Below are 14,592 nucleotides of genomic sequence, written 5' to 3' on the forward strand. Positions count from 1 at the left end.
CCAAATGTCCGGCCAGTCGCCCAACCCGGGTTCTGCGTCGGATTCGCGACCGCGCCAGGTGATGAACGTGGCGGTACTCGCCGAGTCCGAACTCGGATCAGAAGCGCAGCGGGAACGCCGCAAACGCATCCTGGACGCCACCCTGGCCATCGCGTCCAAGGGGGGTTACGAAGCGGTGCAGATGCGCGCGGTGGCGGAACGCGCGGATGTCGCCGTCGGCACGCTGTACCGCTACTTCCCGTCGAAAGTGCACCTGCTGGTCTCGGCGCTGGGCCGGGAGTTCGAGCGCATCGACGCCAAGACCGACCGCGCGGCGCTGACGGGCGGTACCCCGTATCAACGACTGAACATCATGGTGGGCAAGCTCAACCGCGCGATGCAACGCAATCCGCTGCTGACCGAAGCGATGACGCGGGCGTTTGTGTTCGCCGACGCGTCGGCGGCAGGCGAAGTCGATCACGTGGGCAAGCTGATGGATTCCATGTTCGCCCGCGCGATGAGCGACGGTGAACCGACCGAGGACCAGTACCACATCGCGCGCGTCATCTCCGATGTGTGGCTGTCGAACCTGTTGGCGTGGCTGACCCGCCGGGCCTCGGCGACCGACGTCAGCAAGCGACTGGACCTCGCCGTACGGCTGCTGATCGGCGACGGCGAGCACCCTAAGATCTAGGCGTGCTCCCGATCGAACTGCAGCGGGCGCTCGATTCGATCTCCCGGGTCCCGAAGATCCTTGTCACCTGCGACTTCGACGGCACCCTCGCACCCATCGTCAGTAATCCCGCCGATGCCCGGATGCTGCCCGACGCCGCGGCCGCGCTCACCGCGCTCGCCGATCTGGCCGACACCGCCGTCGCCCTGGTGTCCGGGCGCGCCCTCGACGTGCTGCGCACGCTGTCCGCGGTGCCGCCCGTCATCCATCTGGTCGGTAGTCACGGCGCCGAGTTCGACTCCGGGTTCGCCCATGACATCGACGAGGATCTGCTGAGGCGGATCATCGCCGAGCTCACCGAGATCGCGGCCGACAAGCCCGGCGTCACGGTCGAGACCAAACCGGCGTCGGTGGCACTGCACGTCCGCAATGCGAGTCCCGCCGACGGCGAGGCGGCGCTCGAGGCGGCCCGCCGCGCCTCGGCCGCTTGGGATGCGCATGCAACGGCGGGGAAGGCGGTGCTGGAGTTCGCGGTCATCTCGACGGACAAGGGCGAGGCCGTGGATATCCTGCGCGACCAAACCGGTTCGGCCGCGGTGGTTTTCCTCGGCGACGACGTGACCGACGAAAAGGCGTTCGCACGGCTGCGCGACGGCGATATCGGTGTCAAGGTCGGACCCGGTGAAACGGCGGCGAGTTACCGGGTGGAATCGCCCGACGACGTCGCGGCCGCGCTGGCCTACCTGTTGGACAGGCGCCGGAGGACCGGCAGCTAAGCCGGCGGCCCGGCGGTGCGGCCGCGCACCAACTCGGTGTCGAGCACCTCGATGACCGGCAGACCCGAACGCGGCGGGTGGTGTAGCAACCGGCCTGCGCTGCGGCCCTTCTCGATACTCGACTGAACCACGGTCGTCAGACCGCGGCGCAGCGCTTCGGGCACTCCGTCGAATCCGGTGACCGTCATCTGCCCCGGCACGTAAATGCCGTGTGCGCGTAGATAATCCATCGCCGAGAGCGCAAGCACATCGGCCGTGCACATCAACGCGGTGATGCGGGAGTTGATGCCGAGGGCGACCTCCGCGGCCGCCCCTCCCGACGTCGGCAGGTGTTCATAGCTCTCGATGACGGTCAACGAGTCCGGATCCAGACCGGCGGCGGTCATCGCGTCGCGCACACCCTGAATGCGCTCGCGCTGAACGTGAAAATGCGGCGTCTGGACACGTTCGGGATCGGCCAGCGCCGGCACCGGCCCACCGTGCGGCCAATCGCGGCCCAGTCGCATCGTCAGCAGTGCGATCTCCCGGTGTCCCAGTCCCACAACGTATTCCGCGAGCTGCCGCATGGCCTGGCGATCATCGATGCACACGCGGGAGGTGCCCGGCACATCCTTGGGCTGATCGACGACCACGATCGGGAGATGCCGCTGCTGCACCACCGGGAGATAGGGGTCGTCATCGGAGGCGGAGTACACCACGAACCCGTCCACCCCTGCCGCCAGCACGGCGGCCGAACCGTCCTCGAGGCTCCGGTTCGGGCCGATGGCGACCAGCAGCAGACCCTGGCCCGCCTCCTCACATGACTCCGCCAGGCCGGCGACGAAGTCCAGGGCCGCCGGATCGCTGAACGAGTAGTTCAGGGGTTCGGTGATCATGAGTCCGACGGCCCCGGCCTTTCGGGTGCGCAGCGAGCGGGCGACCGGATCCGGTCCGGGATAGCCCAGCCGCTTGGCGGTGGCCAGCACTCGATCACGGAGTTCGGCCGACAACTGATCCGGCCGGTTGTAGGCGTTGGAGATGGTGGTCCGCGAAACCTTCAGCTCGGCGGCCAATGAGGCCAGGGTCGCCCGGCGCCGTGGCGCTGGACTCCTGGGCATGGTGTGACGTTAGCGGATTGATTTGCCATCTCCGGGATACTGTGGGCTAGAGTTATTGGAAACGGTTTTCATTAGCTTTTAGGGGATTAGGTATGCGTGCCACTCTTACGGCGGCGAAGGCGATCGGACTGACGGTGGGACTGGCGATCGCAACCGCCGGCTGCACCGGCCAGGGTCCGTCAGAACAGAAACCGGCATCCCCCGCAGTCGTGGCTTCCACGGACGTCTGGGGCAGCGTGGCGCAGGCCGTCACCGGGGATCACGCGACCGTGACGTCGATCCTCGACAGCGCGGTGGAGGACCCTCACTCGTATGAGGCGACGCCGGCCAACGCCGCTGCCATCGCCGATGCGTCGCTGGTGGTGTTCAACGGTGGCGGCTACGACCATTGGGTAGAAGACGTGCTGGCCAACAACCCGAACGTGCCAACCGTCGACGCATATTCGCTGCTGCCGGATGCGGCCCCCGATGCCAACGAACATGTCTTCTACGATCCGGCGACGGCCAAGGCCGTCGCCGCGCAGGTCGCCGACCGCCTGGCCGCGATCGACGCCACCTCGGCCGACACCTACCGCGCCAACGCCGCGGCGTTCGCCAGGACGGCCGACGAAGTCCTGGCGCTGGAGCGCGCAATCGGCCAAGAGCATCCGGGCGCTTCGGTGGTGGCGACCGAACCCGTCGCGCACTACCTGCTGGTCAACGCGGGTCTGACGGACAAGACCCCGGAGGGTTTCGCGAACGCGATCGAAGAGGACACCGACCCGTCGCCTGCCGACCTCGCGGCGATGCTCGACCTGATCAACACCCGGCAGGTGACTGCGCTGCTGTACAACCCGCAGACCGAGACCGCGGTCACCGAACAGCTGCGGGATGCCGCCGAGCGGGCCTCGGTACCCGTGGTGATCGTGACTGAGACACTCCCGGCGGACACCGACTATCTGACCTGGCAGCGCCAAACCGCCGAGCAGCTGGCGAGTCAGCTGGATAAGGGGCCACAGGCGAATAGATGATGATCAGTACTGTGCGTACTGATGTCGTCGCCGAACTGACCGGCGCCCGCCTGGCGTTCGCCGAACGCGTGCTGTGGGACCACCTCGACCTCACCGTGCATGCCGGCGAGTTCATCGCGGTGCTCGGACCCAACGGCACTGGCAAGACATCGCTGCTGAAGGTGCTGCTCGGCCAGTTGCCGCTGACCGCGGGCGAGGTGACGATCTGCGGGGAACCGGTCGAGAAGGGCAGTCGGCGCATCGGGTACGTGCCCCAGCACCGTGCGATCGACAATGGGCTTTCGCTGCGCGGCTGCGACCTCGTCGGGCTCGGCTTCGACGGGCACCGATGGGGGCTCACGTCGCTGCGTAACCGGCCCGCCAAACACGTGGCGGTACAGACCGCGTTGGACCAGGTCAACGGCCAGGCGCTGGGGGGCGTGCCGGTCGGCGTGATGTCGGGTGGCGAACTCCAGCGCGTGCGGATCGCCCAGGCGCTGACGACGGATCCGGTGCTGCTGCTGTGCGACGAGCCGCTGCTCAACCTCGACCCCGCCAATGCGCGACTGGTGTCCACCCTGATCGACGCCCGCCGCCGTGAGGCGAACACCGCGGTGCTCTTCGTCACCCACGAGGTCAATCCCGTTCTGCCGTATGTGGATCGGGTGCTGTATCTGGTCGACGGCCGCTTCCGCATGGGCACCGTCGAGGAGGTCATGACCTCGGCGACGCTGTCTGAGTTGTATCGAGCCGACATCGAGGTGGTGAAGGTGCGCGGCCGCTACGTCGTGGTCGGCGAGCACAGCGAATACCAGCATGACCATGAGTGAACGACTCGCCGACGTACTGGCCAACCTGTTCGCGTTCGACATCACGCTCGACCTGCTGCGCCGCGATTTCGTCCAGCAGGCGCTGCTCGCCGCCGCACTGCTGGCACTGGTGTCCGGGTTGATCGGTCCCTTCATCGTGATGCGGCAGATGTCCTTCGCGGTGCACGGCTCCAGCGAGTTGTCCCTCACCGGAGCGGCTTTCGCACTGCTCGCCGGATTCAACGTCGGCGTCGGCGCACTCGTCGGGTGTGCGTTGGCGGCGATACTGTTCGGCATCCTGGGCCAGCGCACCCGAGAACGGGATTCGGCGATCGGTGTGGTGCTGGCCTTCGGACTCGGTCTGGCGGTCTTGTTCATCCATCTCTACCCCGGCCGGACCGGCACGAGTTTCGCGTTGCTAACCGGCCAGATCGTCGGTGTCGGGTATTCGGGACTCACGCTGTTGGCCGTGGTGTCGGTGATCGTCGTCGCGGTCCTTGCGGTGTCCTACCGCCCACTGCTGTTCGCGACCGTTGACCCCGAGGTGGCGGCCGGACGCGGAGTTCCGGTACGGGCGTTGGGCATTGTGTTCGCCGCGCTCGTCGGGGTGACCGCCGCTCAGGGTGTACAGATCGTCGGAGCGCTGCTGGTGATGTCCCTGCTGATCACGCCCGCGGCGGCCGCGGTGCGCGTGTTCGTCTCACCCGCGGCGGCCATCACCGCGTCGGTGATCTTCGCCGAGGTGGCTGCCGTCGGAGGCATCCTGCTGTCCCTGGCGCCGGGGGTGCCGGTGTCGGTGTTCGTCACGACGATCTCGTTCGTGATCTTCCTGGTGTGCTGGGTGATCGGCAGACGCAAATCAGCCGCGTTCCACGGGACGCGTTGATTGCGAGCACCATTCGGACCACGAACCCGGGTACAGGGCGGCGTCCACGCCCGCCGCGGCGAACGCCGCGACCAGGACCGAGGCCGTGACACCCGAACCGCAGTACGCGGCCACGGCGCCGGTCACCTCCGGCATGTCGACGGCGAAACGCCCCTCGGCGTCAAGCAGGCTGGTGCTCGGCACATTCCGGGCACCAGGAATGTGACCGGCGACCGGATCGACGGGTTCGGCGTCACCGCGGAAGCGTTCCGGCGCCCGCGCATCGAGCAGCGTCACATCCGCAGTGGCGACCTGATCGGCGGTGAGGGTCGGCAGCGCGCCGGTGTACAGATCGTCGTACTTCACCGTGATGTCCCCCGGTTGCGGTGTGACCGAACCGGTTTCGAGTGGACCTCGCCACGACGCCAGGCCGCCATCGAGGATGCGCACATCGGGAATGCCCGCTGCGGTCAGTACCCACCATGCGCGCGCCGATCCGGCCCGGTTCCAGTCGTCGTAGACGACCACAGGAACGCCGCGTCGCACACCCCATCGCCGCGCCGCCGCCTCGAGATCGCGGCCGGACGGCAGCGGGTGCCGTCCGCGTCCCTCGACGGTGTGGTCGGACAGCTCATCTTCCAGCGACACATACACCGCACCGGGGATGTGACCGCTCTCGTGGGCGGTGCGGCCGTCGGGCTGGGCCAACTGCCAGCGCACGTCGAGGATGGTCGGCCGCGCACCGTCGTTGCACTGCTGCTCCAGTTCGGTCGCGCTGATCAACACCCGGTCACGGCTCATACCTCGATGGTGCACCACCTAGGCGCCATGCCGCCGGCCGGACGGCTCCTAAGCTGGCCCCCGTGACCGACCACGCGTTCAGCCCCGAGGAGCGACGCGCGGTGTACCGGGTGATCGCCGAACGCCGCGACATGCGTCGTTTCGTCCCCGACTCCCAAATACCCTCCGATGTGCTCGTTCGGCTGCTGCAGGCCGCTCATGCCGCGCCGAGCGTGGGGCTGATGCAGCCGTGGCGGTTCATCCGGATCACCGATCCGGCGCTGCGGCACGACATCCACGCCATCGTCGATGACGAGCGATTGCGTACCGCGCAGGCACTGGGCCCGCGCAGCGACGAGTTCCTGGCGCTGAAGGTCGAGGGCATCCTGGAGTGCGCCGAGCTGCTGGTGGTCGCACTCGGCGACGGAAGACAGGCCCACGTATTCGGTCGACGCACACTTCCGCAGATGGATCTCGCGTCGGTGTCGTGTGCCATCCAGAATTTGTGGCTGGCGGCTCGCGCGGAGGGCCTGGGTGTGGGATGGGTGTCGATCTTCGACCCACGCCGGCTCGCGCAGCTCCTCGACATCCCCGACGATGCCGAGCCCGTCGCCGTCCTGTGCCTGGGCCCCGTTCCGGAATTTCCCCAACGGCCGCAACTCGAGATCGACGATTGGACGGTAGGCCGACGGCTGAACGAGTTCGTCTTCGAGAACAACTGGGATACGCCCGCGCCGATCGTAGGCTGGTGACGTGACCATCGATCTCAACGCGGATCTGGGCGAGAGCTTCGGAGTGTGGACGCTCGGCGACGACGAAGCCATCCTCGATGTCGTCACCAGCGCCAACGTCGCCTGCGGCTTTCACGCTGGTGACCCTGCGCTGTTACTCCGCACGTGCCGGGCGGCGGTCGCGCGCGGCGTGCGGATCGGTGCGCAGGTCGGATACCCCGATCGAGCCGGATTCGGCAGACGGTTCATCGATGCCGATCCGGAGGATCTGAAGGCCGACGTGATCTACCAGATCGGGGCGCTCCAGGCGATCGCCGATGTCGCCGGCTCGGCGGTCAGCTACGTCAAACCCCATGGCGCGCTGTACAACGCGATTGTCACCCATCGCGAACAGGCACAGGCGGTTGCCGAAGCGGTACACGCCGTCGACCCGCACCTGCCCGTTCTCGGCCTATCGGGTTCGGTGTTCTTCGAAGAAGCCGAGGAACGCGGGTTGCGCACCGTGCCAGAAGCATTCGCTGACCGCGCCTACCGCTCGGACGGACAGCTGGTGTCCCGGCGCCTGCCCAACGCCGTGCTGCACGACGTCGACGAGATCGCCGACCGGGTGTCATCGATGGTGACCGCAGGCCGGGTGGACGCCGCCGATGGCTCCAAGATTCCGATCAAAGTCGAATCCGTTTGCGTGCACGGAGATTCACCAGGTGCAGTGCAGATTGCTCATGCGGTACGCCGGCGCCTGGTGACCGACGGTGTCGAGCTGAGGGCCTTTGCCTAGCGTCGCCAGCCTGCCGAAAGTGCAATGGCGCATCGGCTCGATGCCGATCTTTGTCTTCGCCATGGTGGTGCTTGCCTTTTTCGGCAGTGCCCTGAGAGGTGTTGTCGTCGGCACTGCGGATCTCGCGACCGCGGCCACTGTCTTCAGCGGCATCTTCGTCCAAGCAATTCCGTTCCTCGCCCTCGGCATCGTGATCAGCGGCCTCGTCGCGGCGTTTGTGACACCGGACCGGCTGGCGCGATGGTTACCGCGCCGACCCGGCGCGGCGATACTCACCGCCGGAGTGGGTGGTGCGGTGCTGCCAGGGTGTGAATGCGGTTCCGTTCCCGTAGCGCGTCGCCTTTTCGGGGACGGCGCGGTTGGCGCAGCGGCATTGACCTTCATGCTCGCCGCGCCCGCTATCAATCCGGTGGTGCTCGTCGCCACTGCCGTTGCATTCCCCGGTCAGCCACAGATGGTGGCTGCCAGGTGTATCGCATCGCTGCTCACCGCATTGATCATGGGCGCCGCGTGGGCCCGGTTCGGCCGCACGGAGTGGATCACCCGCCGGCTTCCGAAGATCCGCGACGGCGAAGGGTCACGGTGGACCGTCTTCACCGAAGCGGCCCGCCACGACTTCCTCCAAGCCGCCTCGTATCTGGTCATCGGCGCCGGGGCAGCAGCCGCGCTTCGAGTGGTGGTTCCACCCTGGATGTACGAGAAGCTCGCCGGTCAGATCGCGCTGGGCGTCCTGACTATGGCGCTGCTCGCTGTGGTCCTGTCGCTGTGCTCAGAGGCCGATGCCTTCGTCGCCGCCAGCCTGACGATGCTTCCCCTGCTCCCCCGTCTGGTCTTTCTCGTCGTTGGCCCGGCGGTCGATCTCAAACTGTTCGCGATGCAGGCCGGCATGTTCGGTCGCGCGTTCGCCATGCGGTTCGCACCGATGACATTCCTCGTGGCGACGCTCGTCGCCACGGGTGTCGGGCTTCTGCTGGTGGGTTCGCAATGACTCGCGAGACGGAAAACGCCATCCTGCTGCTGGTCGGGATCACCACCGGAATCATCACGATAACAGGCGCGTACACCAGGTACGTCAAACCTTCGCTACTGCCATGGTTGGCGGCATCGGCGATCCTGCTCATCACTCTCGCGATGGTCGCGATCGTGCGCGACATCCGGCAGGGGTCCGCCCACGAACCGCACGACGACGGTCATGTCCATCGAAGGTGGTCGGTCTGGCTGCTCGTCGTGCCCATCGCGGTGCTCGGCTTCATCGTTCCGCCCGCCATCACACCCGAGGCTGCGGCGCCGACGGTCACCGAGGTGTCCCCGGAAGCGCTGCGCCGGCCCTTTCCCGCGCTACCCGACGAGCGAGCGCCTGAATTGTCGTTGCCCGAAGTCCTCGTTCGGATAGCGCGCGATTCGGCGCACACACTCGACGGCAGGTTGATCACCGTAATAGGGTCCACCTTCAAAGCCGACGGCCGCACCGACCTGGCACGGGTGGTGATCATCTGCTGCGCGGCGGACGCCAGTCTGGCCCGCATCAGAGTCAGCGGTCCCGCCGCGGCGCAGATCGCCGGCTATCCAGAGAACACGTGGCTGCGAGTCGAGGGTAAAGTCCCTCCGGGACAGACCTTTTCACGGGAGATCAACACCGCCGTCATCGAGGTCTACTCCGCCACCCGGATCGACCCGCCCGCCAACCTGTATGAGTATTGACCTCGCTCAGCTAGAAGCTGAGCCGGCGGTACCGCTGCAGGCGACGGATGGCACGGGCCGCAGCGTTCCCGTCGATTGAGGCGAGCGTTTCGCTGAGGACGGCGTGGACACGTTCGATGTCGAGGTCCATCCCTATCGCGACGAGGCTGTTCGAGGTCGCTGTCGGTGAGGCGGTCGCGATATGTATCGATGTACCAACGAGATTCACGAGATAGGTGCGCACGGCCGAGCGATATCGCACCGAGACTGTTCCCTTGAGCCGGTACACGCCGATCGGCGGATTCTCGAGCAGGTCAAGGAGTTTCCCCGGATCGATGCATCCGCAGCTGGTCACGGTCACCGCGTCGGCGTGCGCGTGGTCGGTCCCCGAGTCCAACAGGAGTTCCCTGAACGAGAGCTGGCCTCCCTCGTCGCCCGAATCCGGCAAGTCGTACAGCAACGCGGGATCGATACGTGCGCCGACCGTCCCGACGACAGGAGCGACGGGATTGCGTTCCCGGACGCGCTGCTCGATACGCTCCAGCAATGGAGCTCGATCTGCCTCTGCAAGTTGATCCATTTTGTTGACAACGATCAGCGATGCGGCGGCGTAGCGGGCCGGTGGGCTCGAATTCCGGTCCACGACAGCGAAATGCGTGGTGGCGTCGATGACGTCGACAATGCCGCCTGGGCGCACCCCCGCAACACCGTTGAATCGGATCAGCTGCGCCACGGCGACCGGATCGGCCAGACCGCTGGTCTCGACGATGATGGCGTCGAGGTCCAGCCGTGGGTCGGCGAGTTTGGTCAGCGCCTCATCGAGCCCGCCGTTGTCGGGGAGGCAGCACACACAGCCACCGGTGATCGAGCTGGGTTCGTCGACCTGTCCGGTGACGAGTCCGGCGTCGACGTTGAGCGCGCCGAAGTCGTTGATGATCACGCCGACTCGTGCCCGTGGGGCTCGCAGGACGTGATTGAGCAGGCTGGTCTTGCCGGCTCCGAGATAGCCCGTCAGGGCGATGACGGGGATGTCCGTCACGCGCAATCGCTCAAGCTGCGACGTTCACGTGGCGTCATTGCGCCCCAGATTCCCCATGACTCCATGGAAGCCACAGCGTAGCGAAGGCATTCGCGTTGTACAGGGCACGACCTACACACCCTTTTGGCCCGCTCCTCATGCGCCACCCTGCGTTCACCCCGTTCGCCGTCCGACGCGAAGAATATCGCGGTCGGCAGCCCGCGACACCGGGCACGCAGTTGCCACTGAAGATCGCATCGATCGGCCGAGCTCATTGCGGGGCGCTATAAGGCAGAAGCGCCATCTCCCGGGCATTCTTGATGACGGTCGCGACATCGCGCTGTTGCTGCACCGTCAGCCCGGTCACACGCCGAGAGCGGATCTTGCCCCACTCGGTGAGCACGGATTTCTTCTGCCGCTTGAACACGACCGGTGTCTGCCGCCGATTCGCCCGCCTGCCCGTGGCCATCACCGCTCCTCGCGGAAGTCGACGTGGCGGCGCACCACGGGGTCGTACTTGCGCAACACGATTCGGTCTGGATCGTTGCGGCGGTTCTTGCGAGTGACGTAGGTGTAGCCCGTACCGGCGGTGGAGCGGAGTTTGACGATGGGTCTGATGTCGTTGCGGGCCATCAGATTTTCACTCCTCGACGACGCAGTCGCGCGACGACGGCCTCGATGCCGTCGCGGTCAATGGTCTTGATGCCCTTGGCGCTCACCCGCAGCGTCACGCGACGGCCCTCCGAGGGCAGGTAGTACTTCTTCGACTGGATATTGGGGTTCCACCGTCTGCGGGTACGGCGGTGCGAGTGCGATACCGAGTTACCGAAGCCCGGCGCTCGGCCGGTGACCTGACAATGCGCGGACATAGCCCCTCTCCCGTCATGCGCTAATGTTAACGATAATCGTTTTCAATAATACAGGAGGTTGAGATGCGGACTCCGGTGGTCCTCGTCTGTGGACAGGGCGATACCGAAGGCGTTGTCGATGTCATCGCAGCGCAACCAGGCACCGTCGTCGTCCAGCACACGTTCGACGGTCAGGTGGTGCTGCGGCGCATCAGTGCGGCCGGCGACGCGTCGGAGTGGCCACTGGAGTTGCACAAGGGGTGCGTCGCATGCACGGTGCGAAACGACCTACTTGTGCTGTTGCGGCGGCTGAACCGCCGAGACGATGTGGACCGCATCGTCGTTCGCCTCATGCCCTGGCTGGAGCCCGAGCCGGTCTGCTGGGCGATCAACAACGTTCGGGTGCGCGTGGGACCCGGCTACATCGATGGCCCGGCGGCCTGTGACGTCCGCATCGATGCGGTGGTGACGTGCATCGACTCCTCGAACTGGCTGAACCAGTCCCTCGGCGACGACGATCTCGACGACGGCCGCACGGTAGCCCAGGTGGTTGTGGCCCAGGCCGAGTTCGCCGATGCGCTGGTGCTCACCGGACCAGACGCACGAACGCTGTCGGTATTGCGCCGACTGGCGCCGTTGGCGCGACTGACCGTTGGGGCCGGACGGGTCGAGACGGCGCTGGCCAACCTCGATACCGACAGCCGTCGCGGGCGAAGCGACAATCCCCACGACCCGTTGCTGGCCGGGCAGCCGTCGCTGTACCCCGACGGCGACGTCGGACTGCTCCTCTTCTCCGCGCGCCGGCCGTTCCATCCGGAACGCCTGCACAGCGCCTTGGACCTGCTACTGGACGGAGTCGTGCGGACGCGGGGCAGGATGTGGCTGGCCAATCGGTTCGACGACGCCATGTGGATCGAATCCGCCGGTTCTGGGCTACGGACCGCACATGCCGGAAGATGGCTGGCCGCAATGACTTCCAACCAGTTGGCCTACGCCGATCCGCAGCGGTGTGCATTGGCCTCAGCCGACTGGGACGATGTGGTGGGCGACCGCCACGTCGCCCTGACCGTACTGGTCTGCGGTGCCGACCCCGAGGCGATCGTCCACGGGCTGCGGGCGGCGCTACTGACCGACGAGGAAGTGGCACGGCCGCACGAGTGGAGTACGTACACCGACCCGTTCGGCGATTGGCATGTGGATCCGTGCGAGGACATGGCCGGGCCTGCCGGCGAGGTGGCGGTCAACCGGGAGGGAGAGCAGCGGTGAAGCGTCCCTGACGCCGCTTAGGGTGGCGCTATGCGCCTCAAACTCGGCAGACCGGACCTGGCCGACTACGCCACCTACTTCGACGCGCCCGCCGCGTCGGACGGCGCACCGCTGACCGTCACCTGGGCGGGCGTCACCACGCTGCTCATCGACGATGGCCGATCGGCGGTGATGACCGACGGCTTCTTCTCGCGCCCGAGCCTGGCCGAGGTCGGATTGCGGGCGCTGTCACCGTCTGCACCTCGCATCGACGGCTCCCTTGCACGCCTCGGGGTGCAGCGGCTGGAGGCGGTGCTGCCGGTGCACACCCATTTCGACCACGTGATGGACTCCGCGGTGGTCGCCGACCGCACCGGAGCCGAGGTGGTGGGCGGCATGTCGGCGAAACAGGTGGGCCGCGGTCACGGGTTGCCCGACGATCGCCTGGTCGTGGCGACGCCCGGCGAGCCGATAAGCCTTGGGGCGTACGACGTCACGCTGATCGACGGCAGGCATTGCCCGCCCGACCGCTTCCCCGGTGTCATCACCGCGCCGGTCACACCGCCTGCCAAGGCGTCGGCGTACAAGTGCGGCGAGGCGTGGTCGACCATCGTGCAGCATCGGCCGTCCGGTCGTCGGCTGCTCATCGTCGGCAGCGCGGGATTCGTTCCCGGCGCCCTGACCGGACAACGCGCCGACGTGGTGTACCTCGGCGTCGGGCAACTGGGCCTGCAGCCCGAGCATTACCTGGTCGACTACTGGACGGAGGCCGTGCGCACCGTCGGCGCCCGCCGCGTCGTGCTCATCCACTGGGACGACTTCTTCCGTCCCCTACACAAGCCGCTGCGCGCATTGCCGTATGCGGGCGACGATCTGGACGTCACGATGCGGCTGCTGTCCCGGCTGGCGCGCGACGACGGCATCGCGCTGCATCTGCCGACGCTCTGGCAGCGCGGCGACCCGTGGAGGTGAGCCTGGCGCTCGCCGCACTGGCCGTCGTGCTGCTGTTCGCCATCATGCGGCCGCACGGCTGGCCGGAGGCGATAGTCGCCGTCCCGGCCGCGGCGACACTCATTGCGGCGGGCGTCATCTCGGTGCCCGAGGCGCTCGCCGAGGTGAACCGGTTGCTGCCGGTAGTCGGTTTCCTCGCCGCGATCCTGGTGCTGGCACGGCTGTGTGATGACGAAGGGCTGTTCCGTGCGGCCGGTGTCGCGATGGCGCGGTTCAGTGCGGGAAATCCGAAACGTCTGCTGTCCATCGTCTTCGCCGTCGCATCGGCAACGACGGCGATCCTGAGCCTCGATGCGACGGTCGTGCTGCTGACGCCGGTCGTGCTCGCCACGGCACGCACTTTGAAGGTGCCGGCCAGACCGCACGCGTACGCCACTGCGCACCTCGCCAACAGCGCTTCGCTGCTGCTGCCGGTGTCGAACCTCACCAACCTGCTGGCCTTCACCGCGGCCGGCCTGTCGTTCATGCATTTCGCTGCGCTCATGACGCTGCCCTGGCTGGCGGCAATCGCCGTCGAATACCTGCTCATGCGTTGGCTTTTCGTAGGAGATCTGGCGAACGAGTCGAAGCATGTCGAGGTGGCCGTGCCCGCCGATGTGCCGATCTTCGTCCTGATCGTGCTCGGGCTCACCCTCGCCGGTTTCGCGGTGACCTCTCTGCTCGGCCATTCGCCTGCGTGGGCGGCACTGGCCGGTGCGACCGTCCTCGGGATGCGCGCGTTGGCCCGCCGCGACACCACGGTCATACGAATCGCGGCGGCGGCCGACGTGCCGTTCCTCGCGTTCGTACTGTGCCTCGGCGTCGTCGTCGACGCGGTGATGCTGCACGGCCTGGACACCGCGATGCGCGACGTGCTGCCGAGCGGCACCACGCTGCCCGCACTGCTCGGGATCGCAGCGATCGCCGCTGTGCTCGCGGGTGTCGTCAACAACCTGCCCGCGGTGTTGGTGATGCTCCCGCTGGTTGCGGGCTCCGGTCCGGCCGCAGTGCTGGCCGTGCTGATCGGGGTGAATGTCGGACCCAACCTGACCTACGTCGGCTCGCTGGCCAACCTGTTGTGGCGCAGCGTCGTTCGCCGGGAAATGCCTACCAGCGCGGTCGAATTCACCCGGGTCGGGTTGTGCACCGTACCGCTCACTCTGCTGGCGTCTGTGGCAGCCCTGTGGCTGGGCGTCGAACTATTCGGCGTCTAGTGTCCTGAGTCGTTAATTCGGGTGCAGTAGTTGCCGATGCTGGCGAGGATTTGGTCGGCGGTCTTGGTCCAGACGTAGGGCTTGGGGTTTTCATTCCAGTGCTCGATCCAGGCGCGGATG

Annotated in this window: 18 protein-coding genes and 2 pseudogenes; 12 read left to right on the forward strand and 8 right to left on the reverse strand. The window is 66.9% G+C overall.

The window, feature by feature from the left end; translation table 11 throughout:
- Window positions 1-67 precede the first annotated feature (67 nt).
- Both kstR and otsB read left to right on the forward strand, forming a co-directional pair.
- Window positions 68-673, forward strand: coding sequence for a cholesterol catabolism transcriptional regulator KstR (gene kstR, locus H7J93_RS00600; protein ID WP_267304377.1), 606 nt, complete (start codon window positions 68-70; stop codon window positions 671-673).
- Window positions 674-675: 2 nt separating this feature from the next.
- Window positions 676-1,428 carry a trehalose-phosphatase gene (otsB, locus tag H7J93_RS00605; RefSeq protein WP_267304360.1) on the forward strand — a complete coding sequence of 251 codons (753 nt, stop codon included), beginning with the start codon at window positions 676-678 and terminating at the stop codon, window positions 1,426-1,428.
- Here the strand turns inward: otsB and H7J93_RS00610 are convergent.
- Window positions 1,425-2,525: an Rv3575c family transcriptional regulator gene (locus H7J93_RS00610; RefSeq protein WP_267304361.1), complete on the reverse strand. Its 1,101-nt coding sequence runs from the start codon at window positions 2,523-2,525 to the stop codon at window positions 1,425-1,427. The genes otsB and H7J93_RS00610 overlap by 4 nt on opposite strands.
- Before the next feature lie 92 nt (window positions 2,526-2,617).
- Here H7J93_RS00610 and H7J93_RS00615 point away from each other — a divergent pair, with 92 nt between their 5' ends.
- Genes H7J93_RS00615 through H7J93_RS00625 form a run of 3 tightly spaced genes read left to right on the forward strand, consistent with a single transcriptional unit; the run spans window position 2,618 to window position 5,209 of the window.
- Complete coding sequence (locus tag H7J93_RS00615; protein WP_267304362.1) at window positions 2,618-3,535, forward strand: metal ABC transporter solute-binding protein, Zn/Mn family; 918 nt, start codon at window positions 2,618-2,620, stop codon at window positions 3,533-3,535.
- On the forward strand, window positions 3,532-4,344 hold the full coding sequence (locus tag H7J93_RS00620; RefSeq protein WP_267304363.1) for a metal ABC transporter ATP-binding protein: 813 nt from the start codon (window positions 3,532-3,534) through the stop codon (window positions 4,342-4,344). Before H7J93_RS00615 ends, H7J93_RS00620 begins: the two co-directional genes overlap by 4 nt.
- A complete protein-coding gene (locus H7J93_RS00625; RefSeq protein ID WP_267304364.1) occupies window positions 4,337-5,209 on the forward strand; it encodes a metal ABC transporter permease in 873 nt (290 codons plus the stop codon). Before H7J93_RS00620 ends, H7J93_RS00625 begins: the two co-directional genes overlap by 8 nt.
- Here H7J93_RS00625 and H7J93_RS00630 read toward each other — a convergent pair.
- Entirely contained in the window at window positions 5,183-5,989 is an 807-nt protein-coding gene (locus H7J93_RS00630) for a sulfurtransferase (protein ID WP_267304365.1), read from the reverse strand. The genes H7J93_RS00625 and H7J93_RS00630 overlap by 27 nt on opposite strands.
- Before the next feature lie 62 nt (window positions 5,990-6,051).
- On the opposite strand from H7J93_RS00630, the gene bluB reads away from it, so the two are divergent.
- From bluB to H7J93_RS00650, 4 genes are read left to right on the forward strand one after another with little or no spacing between them, the layout of a single operon-like run.
- Window positions 6,052-6,720 (forward strand): 5,6-dimethylbenzimidazole synthase, encoded by a 669-nt coding sequence (gene bluB, locus H7J93_RS00635; protein WP_267304366.1) that lies wholly within the window; start codon window positions 6,052-6,054, stop codon window positions 6,718-6,720.
- Between the two features lies 1 nt (window position 6,721).
- Entirely contained in the window at window positions 6,722-7,477 is a 756-nt protein-coding gene (locus H7J93_RS00640) for a LamB/YcsF family protein (protein WP_267304367.1), read from the forward strand.
- A 40-nt stretch (window positions 7,478-7,517) separates the two neighbouring features.
- Window positions 7,518-8,465 carry a permease gene (locus tag H7J93_RS00645; protein WP_267304378.1) on the forward strand — a complete coding sequence of 316 codons (948 nt, stop codon included), beginning with the start codon at window positions 7,518-7,520 and terminating at the stop codon, window positions 8,463-8,465.
- Window positions 8,462-9,178 carry a TIGR03943 family putative permease subunit gene (locus tag H7J93_RS00650; protein WP_267304368.1) on the forward strand — a complete coding sequence of 239 codons (717 nt, stop codon included), beginning with the start codon at window positions 8,462-8,464 and terminating at the stop codon, window positions 9,176-9,178. Before H7J93_RS00645 ends, H7J93_RS00650 begins: the two co-directional genes overlap by 4 nt.
- 10 nt (window positions 9,179-9,188) lie before the next feature.
- On the opposite strand, the gene H7J93_RS00655 is transcribed toward H7J93_RS00650, so the two are convergent.
- The 5 genes and pseudogenes from H7J93_RS00655 to rpmB form a co-directional block, all read right to left on the reverse strand.
- On the reverse strand, window positions 9,189-10,196 hold the full coding sequence (locus H7J93_RS00655) for a CobW family GTP-binding protein (protein ID WP_267304369.1): 1,008 nt from the start codon (window positions 10,194-10,196) through the stop codon (window positions 9,189-9,191).
- On the reverse strand, window positions 10,193-10,450 hold the full coding sequence (locus H7J93_RS00660; protein WP_267304370.1) for a WhiB family transcriptional regulator: 258 nt from the start codon (window positions 10,448-10,450) through the stop codon (window positions 10,193-10,195). The genes H7J93_RS00655 and H7J93_RS00660 overlap by 4 nt, the downstream gene beginning before the upstream one ends.
- A pseudogene (gene rpsR, locus H7J93_RS00665) lies at window positions 10,447-10,575 on the reverse strand (30S ribosomal protein S18); the annotation flags it as partial. The gene H7J93_RS00660 and the pseudogene rpsR, both read right to left, overlap by 4 nt.
- Window positions 10,576-10,643: 68 nt before the next feature.
- A complete protein-coding gene (rpmG, locus tag H7J93_RS00670; RefSeq protein WP_267304372.1) occupies window positions 10,644-10,808 on the reverse strand; it encodes a 50S ribosomal protein L33 in 165 nt (54 codons plus the stop codon).
- On the reverse strand, window positions 10,808-11,044 hold the full coding sequence (gene rpmB, locus H7J93_RS00675; RefSeq protein ID WP_267304373.1) for a 50S ribosomal protein L28: 237 nt from the start codon (window positions 11,042-11,044) through the stop codon (window positions 10,808-10,810). Before rpmB ends, rpmG begins: the two co-directional genes overlap by 1 nt.
- 63 nt (window positions 11,045-11,107) lie before the next feature.
- Between rpmB and mrf the strand changes: the two genes are divergently transcribed.
- The 3 genes from mrf to H7J93_RS00690 are packed head-to-tail and all read left to right on the forward strand — an operon-like array spanning window position 11,108 to window position 14,472.
- Entirely contained in the window at window positions 11,108-12,289 is a 1,182-nt protein-coding gene (gene mrf / locus H7J93_RS00680) for a ribosome hibernation factor-recruiting GTPase MRF (protein WP_267304374.1), read from the forward strand.
- Between the two features lie 30 nt (window positions 12,290-12,319).
- On the forward strand, window positions 12,320-13,240 hold the full coding sequence (locus H7J93_RS00685; RefSeq protein ID WP_267304375.1) for an MBL fold metallo-hydrolase: 921 nt from the start codon (window positions 12,320-12,322) through the stop codon (window positions 13,238-13,240).
- A complete protein-coding gene (locus tag H7J93_RS00690) occupies window positions 13,231-14,472 on the forward strand; it encodes an SLC13 family permease (protein ID WP_267304376.1) in 1,242 nt (413 codons plus the stop codon). The genes H7J93_RS00685 and H7J93_RS00690 overlap by 10 nt, the downstream gene beginning before the upstream one ends.
- On the opposite strand, the pseudogene H7J93_RS00695 reads toward H7J93_RS00690, so the two are convergent.
- Window positions 14,469-14,592: pseudogene (locus H7J93_RS00695) on the reverse strand (IS630 family transposase); the annotation flags it as partial. The gene H7J93_RS00690 and the pseudogene H7J93_RS00695 sit on opposite strands and share 4 nt — an antisense overlap.

Source organism: Mycobacterium barrassiae (assembly GCF_025822765.1).
GTDB lineage: Bacteria > Actinomycetota > Actinomycetes > Mycobacteriales > Mycobacteriaceae > Mycobacterium > Mycobacterium barrassiae.

Excerpts from the sequence above, each read along its gene's own strand:
- H7J93_RS00610 (WP_267304361.1), bottom strand. The coding sequence starts at position 2,525 with ATGCCCAGGAGTCCAGCGCCACGGCGCCGGGCGACCCTGGCCTCATTG.
- H7J93_RS00615 (WP_267304362.1), top strand. The coding sequence starts at position 2,618 with ATGCGTGCCACTCTTACGGCGGCGAAGGCGATCGGACTGACGGTGGGA.
- H7J93_RS00620 (WP_267304363.1), top strand. The coding sequence starts at position 3,532 with ATGATGATCAGTACTGTGCGTACTGATGTCGTCGCCGAACTGACCGGC.
- H7J93_RS00625 (WP_267304364.1), top strand. The coding sequence starts at position 4,337 with ATGAGTGAACGACTCGCCGACGTACTGGCCAACCTGTTCGCGTTCGAC.
- H7J93_RS00630 (WP_267304365.1), bottom strand. The coding sequence starts at position 5,989 with ATGAGCCGTGACCGGGTGTTGATCAGCGCGACCGAACTGGAGCAGCAG.
- H7J93_RS00645 (WP_267304378.1), top strand. The coding sequence starts at position 7,518 with ATGCCGATCTTTGTCTTCGCCATGGTGGTGCTTGCCTTTTTCGGCAGT.
- H7J93_RS00650 (WP_267304368.1), top strand. The coding sequence starts at position 8,462 with ATGACTCGCGAGACGGAAAACGCCATCCTGCTGCTGGTCGGGATCACC.
- H7J93_RS00660 (WP_267304370.1), bottom strand. The coding sequence starts at position 10,450 with ATGAGCTCGGCCGATCGATGCGATCTTCAGTGGCAACTGCGTGCCCGG.
- rpmG (WP_267304372.1), bottom strand. The coding sequence starts at position 10,808 with ATGGCCCGCAACGACATCAGACCCATCGTCAAACTCCGCTCCACCGCC.
- rpmB (WP_267304373.1), bottom strand. The coding sequence starts at position 11,044 with ATGTCCGCGCATTGTCAGGTCACCGGCCGAGCGCCGGGCTTCGGTAAC.
- mrf (WP_267304374.1), top strand. The coding sequence starts at position 11,108 with ATGCGGACTCCGGTGGTCCTCGTCTGTGGACAGGGCGATACCGAAGGC.
- H7J93_RS00685 (WP_267304375.1), top strand. The coding sequence starts at position 12,320 with ATGCGCCTCAAACTCGGCAGACCGGACCTGGCCGACTACGCCACCTAC.